Origin of the sequence: Mycobacterium sp. OTB74 (assembly GCF_029892685.1) — a bacterium.
GTDB lineage: Bacteria > Actinomycetota > Actinomycetes > Mycobacteriales > Mycobacteriaceae > Mycobacterium.
The window spans coordinates 1-3,510 of record NZ_JARXVD010000048.1 but is presented as its reverse complement, the minus strand read 5'-3'; the positions used below and the strand labels follow the sequence as shown (position 1 = coordinate 3,510).

At 66.5% G+C, this 3,510-nt stretch carries 5 protein-coding genes; 3 read left to right on the top strand and 2 right to left on the bottom strand.

Annotated elements, in window-relative coordinates:
- From M2432_RS27830 to M2432_RS27820, 3 genes are all read left to right on the top strand, one after another.
- Positions 1 to 282, top strand: a 282-nt coding sequence (locus M2432_RS27830; RefSeq protein ID WP_280830081.1) for a hypothetical protein, incomplete at its 5' end; no start/stop codon positions are given.
- Positions 282 to 647 (top strand): hypothetical protein, encoded by a 366-nt coding sequence (locus M2432_RS27825; protein WP_280830080.1) that lies wholly within the window; start codon positions 282 to 284, stop codon positions 645 to 647. The genes M2432_RS27830 and M2432_RS27825, both read left to right, overlap by 1 nt.
- Positions 648 to 922: 275 nt before the next feature.
- Positions 923 to 2,266, top strand: a complete 1,344-nt coding sequence (locus M2432_RS27820; protein ID WP_280830079.1) for a phage major capsid protein — start codon at positions 923 to 925, stop codon at positions 2,264 to 2,266.
- A gap of 143 nt (positions 2,267 to 2,409) precedes the next feature.
- On the opposite strand, the gene M2432_RS27815 is transcribed toward M2432_RS27820, so the two are convergent.
- Both M2432_RS27815 and M2432_RS27810 read right to left on the bottom strand, forming a co-directional pair.
- Positions 2,410 to 3,087 (bottom strand): hypothetical protein, encoded by a 678-nt coding sequence (locus M2432_RS27815; RefSeq protein WP_280830078.1) that lies wholly within the window; start codon positions 3,085 to 3,087, stop codon positions 2,410 to 2,412.
- The gene (locus tag M2432_RS27810; RefSeq protein WP_280830077.1) at positions 3,080 to 3,301 is read right to left on the bottom strand and encodes a hypothetical protein; all 222 of its coding nucleotides are present in this window, start codon (positions 3,299 to 3,301) and stop codon (positions 3,080 to 3,082) included. The genes M2432_RS27815 and M2432_RS27810 overlap by 8 nt, the downstream gene beginning before the upstream one ends.
- Between the last annotated feature and the right edge of the window lie 209 nt (positions 3,302 to 3,510).

Genomic DNA, 3,510 nt, shown 5'->3' with positions numbered 1-3,510 from the left:
CCGCTGCCGACAAAGCCCGGTTTTGTTGACATCACGCACCTGCTCGGCACGGTCGAATCGGCCACCATCATCGAATGTGAGCCCTACCAAAGCGACCGCCCGGCCATGGTGGCCATGGCCCGGACCCTGGCCACCCTGCTCGACGACCCGTCCCTGCCCGGCCTGCACGTGCAGGCATCACGGCAACTGGCCGCGATCCTGACGACCCTGCACCGCACACGCACCCCGAAATCCAAGGGCCGCTTGGCCAGTGTGCAGAACCTCACCGTGAAGGCGACCTGATGAACCGCGACGAACTGTCAGACACCGAGCTGGACCTGGCTTTCCGGCATGGGCAGTCGCTGATGCACGCCGACGCCGACAACGTGCTGTCCCCGCTGCGCCCGCTGGACGCCGAGACGCTGCTGCTGCTGTGCACCGAGCTGGCCGAGCGCACCGGCACCGGGGACACGGTGCGCGACATGCTGCGTAATGCTCTGGCCCTGGCCTGCGGCACCGCGGTGGCTACCCGCGCCGCGCTCGACGAGGGCAGCCCGGTGCTCGTGCTGCACGCCGAATGTGTGAAGCGCTGGGCGCTGGCCCGCGGGGCGCTGCTGTGCGATCAGATCGACGAGACGACCGCACGGGCCGACGCCGCGGGGGTGTGAAATTAGATAGCGCGCTATCCAGTGACAGCGGAACGGGGTGGGGCGCATACTGTTCGGTGTTCCCACCGGAACACAGGCCACCCGCCAGGGCCGCTACGGCGACCGCTACGGCGACCGCTGGGCCGCTGCCGACAGGCGACCGCCCACCCGCTGCCGTACCCGCTGCCGTGACCGCCACAAGGCCGCTGACCTGCTCACACAGTGCGCACCGCGCACACGTTCTGCTCACGCTGCCCGCACGAAAGCGGTTGGCGTGCATCCTGTTTGGAGGCATCATGCCCAACATTGCTGCCATCGAGCACCGCCTCGATGAACTGAAAACACAACTCGACGTCAACATCAAAGCGCTCGAATCCGACCAGATCACCGTGGCCCAGTTTCAGAACTGGATGCGCGGTGCGGACACCGAGCGGGAAAATCTTCTCGCCCAGCGCAAGTCCTACCACTATGCGCAGTCATTCCGCACCGGCCGGGTTGATCCGGCACAGGCCGCACAGTGGGCCAACGGGGACAGCGACGGCATGCCCACCGAGACGCAACGGGTCGGCATCAAACGATGGGACCCGCCGAGCCCGATGCACCTGTCAGAAGGGCAGTGGGAGAGCCTGTTTCACGCGGCACGCTCCCGGCTGCCCGGCTACTCGACGCACGTCGGCGGGCCCGATGTCGGCACCAAGAGTTTCGGCCCGTCGTGGGAACTGACCACCAAAGCCACCGGCAGCGGTGGCGGCGGCACCGGCACACCACGGGCACCGTCCAACCCGATCGGCGAAGGCCCGCCCGGCTCACTGCTGCCGCCCACACTGCTGCCGTACGCGTTCGAACTGCGCTATGAACCGGACCGAATCTTCGCCGCGTTCAACGGGGCCGAAGCGCAGTCGCAGTCCGTCTCCTACCTGCAGCACACCGGCAACACCCAGCCCGCGGCGGCAGTAGGCGAGCTGGCACCGAAACCCGATGTGGGACCACAGATTTCGCCGAAGACCGTCAGCTTCACGAAAATCGCTGCGCTGGCGACGATTTCGCGTGAACTGCTGGACGACTTCGCCGACTTCATGGGGTTCCTGCCCACCGAGCTGGCCCGCGCGGTCTATGACTGCGAATCGGATCAGATCATCAACGGCAACGGCACCGCCCCAAACATGCTGGGAATCTTGAACACTGGTGGCCTGTTGACCCGCCCGGTGGGCTCGGGCACCGCGATCGATGCGATTGTCAGCGCGTTCGCCGATCTGCGGGTCGGCCCGAGCTTCGCGATGGCCGACCTGGTCGTGCTGCATCCGGAGGATTGGCGCTACCTCAAGTTGCAGAAGTCCACCACCGGGCTGTATGTGCTGGCCCAGAACGATCCGAATTCGCTCGGGGACCTTGACAACATCTTCGGGGTGCGGGTGGTGCCGACCACCAAGTGCCCGCAGGGCACGGCGATTGTGCTGGACACCGCGATTTCGTGCCAGGCGTGGACCCGGCTCGGCATGGAGGTCATGGCGAATCAGTACGGCGACTACGAGTGGTCGCAAAACGCGTGGTCTTTCAGGGCTGAGGAAAGGGTGACCGTGGGTGTGATCCGGCCGACCGCGATCTGCACCGTGACCGGAATCAACCCGGGCGGGAGCTAGGCACCCTCGACGGGCTCGGGCGTCAAACACGCTGCCGCGCAGTGCATTTCGGTACGTTAGGCCGCTGTGCCGGTGGTGTGATCGCCAGCCTTGACGGCCAGCGAATCCGGTCTGAGCTGGTGGAGCGCCCGAGCCCGTTGAGGTCACGCGTTGTCGTCGAACCCCGCCGTATCGAGTAGCGAACGCACACACCCGTGCGTGACGGTCTGGCCGTCGATCAGCAGTGCGGCCACCTGGCAGATCACCGGCCACAGCTCGTCAAGCTCGTTTGACCATTCGAATTCCCATGCGCGCCCGCGAGCGCCGAGCCCCAACCGGTCGGCGAGGTCGGACAGCTTCGCCACCCGGTCCTCGTACAGGTCGGTGTCGCCGTCGTAACTGTTCTCCCACGCGTAGCTGAGCGCTTCGGCCAGATCGTCCACGTCGGGGTCGTGCTCAACGGTCCACCTGGCCTCAGCCCATGGCCCGGCGAACAGAACGAACGGTTGCGCCGTCTGTGCGCTCCGGTGCCGGGTGGTGCCGGACATGGCGGGGTTGGCCGACCAGGCGACGAGAGCCACGCTGACGAGCTCGCCGCCGCGGACAACGACGGCGACCGCGTGCCCGGCCTCGTGATGGGCTGTGCACGCGTCTTCGCGGGAGCGGAAATCGAACAGGTTGCTCACCCCCGGCCCGCCGCCGTCCTCGTCAAGCTCCTCAGCGACGAACGGTGGCACGCCCAACCATTCGGATAGCACCGCCGTGTTGAGGTCATCCTGATGGGTTCGCGGGACAGTTGGGGGCATCGGGTGCGGGGTGAAATCGTCGTCCGGCTCACTCATCGGTCACGCCAGCCTCTAAACGTGTCGCCGCAGCGGTCAGGTCAGCGGCCAGGGTGCGCGCCTGGCGCGCGGTCAGCCAGTGCGAGCCCATCCAGTCCGAGCCCATCTTGATCACCGCCGAGTACGGGTGGTCGTACAGTTTGTGGACCACCACCGTGATCGGATCGGGGTGCCGACCGGGTGTGCCCTGCGGTGTGATGCGTGTGATGGACATGTTTGAGACACCTCTCGTCGGGTGTGTCTCCAATCCACCAGGGGCCAGCCTATCGGCACGCGCCGCGGGATGCGTCGAATGTGACGCCGGGTGACAGGGCGTGTCGGGAAAATAGGGTGCGCACGGGGTGCGGGGCTCTCGGCGCTGGTGCAAAAACAGCCTGTGACCAGGCGTTTTATTGAGTGCCCCCGGCAGGATTCGAACCTGCG